This window comes from Arthrobacter sp. JCM 19049 (assembly GCF_001310435.1).
Genome location: NZ_BAXF01000429.1, coordinates 1 through 1,857, shown reverse-complemented (window position 1 = coordinate 1,857; position 1,857 = coordinate 1). Strand labels below are relative to the sequence as shown.

Below are 1,857 nucleotides of genomic sequence, written 5' to 3'. Positions count from 1 at the left end.
GCCCCACCCGGCCCGCCCGGCCCGGGACCCATGCGCCGGCCACCAAGACCATTGACCGAGAATCCAACCGAGGAGAGAACCATACTGAACGTCCAGAGAACAACTCACCGGTGCTGCGTGACCGCGAGGCCGCCGGCAACGCCACCATGTACTACACCCTGTGGACCGTCTTCAAGCGTTCGGTCCCGGCCGAGCGCGGGCAGGGTGCGGCCGAGTTCGAAACCCTCGTTCAGGAGCTGGCCGACCAGGGCGTGAGCGTGCGCGGGCTCTACGACGTCTCCGCGATGCGCCAGGACGCCGATGTCATGGTGTGGATCCACGGCCCGGCCGCCGAGCTGCTGCAGGCGGGCATGCGCCGGATCCGGCGCAGCGTCCTGTTTGCCGGCACCGAGATCGCCTACTCCACCATGGCCGTGCACCGCGAGGCCGAATTCGCCAAGGACCACTCCCCGGCGTTCGCCCGCGGCCTGGATGCCAAGGAATGGATGACCGTCTACCCGTTCGTGCGCTCCCACGACTGGTACACCCTGGACCCGGCTTCCCGCGGCAAGATGCTGCGCGACCACGGCATCCTGGGCCGCGACTTCCCCAACGTGCTGGCCAACACCGTGGCCGCGTTCTCCTTCAGCGACTACGAGTGGCAGGTCTGCCTGGAGGCCGATGACATGATCGACCTGGTCGACATGATGCGCCACCTGCGCTACACCGAGGCCCGCCACCATGTGCGCGAGGAAACCCCGTTCTACACCGGCCGGCGCATCAGCGCCGCCGAGGTTGCCGAGTCCTGCAGTGAACCAGGACTTCGACCCGCGCACCGGGTATGACGCCAACGGCACCATGACCCCCAAGCCCTACGACGCCCTGCTGCTGGCCAGCTTCGGCGGACCGGAGGGCCAGGAGGACGTGATCCCGTTCCTGCGCAACGTCACCGCCGGGCGCGGCATCCCCGATGAGCGCCTGGAGGAGGTGGCCGTCCACTACCGCACCAACGGGGGGCGTGTCCCCGATCAACGCCCAGAACCGGGCGCTGAAGGCGGCCCTGGAGGCCGAGCTGGAGGCCCGCGGCATCCAGCTGCCGGTCTACTGGGGCAACCGCAACTGGTACCCGATGATCAACGACACGCTCAAGCAGATCGCCGCGGACGGGCACCGCAAGGTGCTGCTGCTGGGCACCGGCGCCTACGCCGGGTACTCGGCCTGCCGCCAGTACCGTGAGGATCTGGGCATGGGGCTGCGCGAAACCGGGCTGGAGGGCGTGGTGGAGGTGGACAAGGTCCGCCAGTTCTTTGACACCCCGGCCTTCGTGGAGCCGTTCATCGACGGGGTGAGGCAGTCCCTGGCCGACGTGCGTGAGCAGCTGGCCGATCGCGGGAACCGGAGGGACGGATCAAGATCGTGTTCGTCACCCACTCGATCCCGATGAGCGACGCGAACGCCGCCGGGCCGGCCGCCGAGCACGAAAACTACCCGGAGAACCTGTATACCGCCCAGCACCGGGCGGTCGCCGCCCACATCCTGGCCCACGTGCCCGAGGCGGAGGGCCTGGAGGATTCGCTGGTCTACCAGTCGCGCTCCGGGGCCCCGCACATTCCGTGGCTGGAACCGGACATCAACGACGCGCTGGAACAGGACGCCGCCAATGGCGTGGCCGGCGTGGTGGTGGTGCCCATCGGCTTCATCTCCGACCACATGGAGGTGCTCTGGGACCTGGACACCGAGGCGAAGGACACCTGCGCCGAACTGGGCCTGGCCTTCTGCCGGGTGCCCACCCCCGGCACCCACACCAAGTTCGTCTCCGGACTGATCGACGTCATCGAGGAACGCCTGACCGGCCCCGACGGGCCCGCGGCGCACCGG

1 protein-coding gene and 1 pseudogene are annotated in these 1,857 nt (G+C 69.0%); both read left to right on the top strand.

Annotated elements, in window-relative coordinates; translation table 11 throughout:
* Positions 1-146 precede the first annotated feature (146 nt).
* The gene (gene hemQ, locus JCM19049_RS13020) at positions 147-824 is read left to right on the top strand and encodes a hydrogen peroxide-dependent heme synthase (RefSeq protein ID WP_054821797.1); all 678 of its coding nucleotides are present in this window, start codon (positions 147-149) and stop codon (positions 822-824) included.
* A 13-nt stretch (positions 825-837) separates the two neighbouring features.
* Positions 838-1,857: pseudogene (locus JCM19049_RS20905) on the top strand (ferrochelatase); the annotation flags it as partial.

Coding starts and splice junctions, on each gene's coding strand:
- hemQ (WP_054821797.1), top strand. CDS start 147: ATGTACTACACCCTGTGGACCGTCTTCAAGCGTTCGGTCCCGGCCGAG.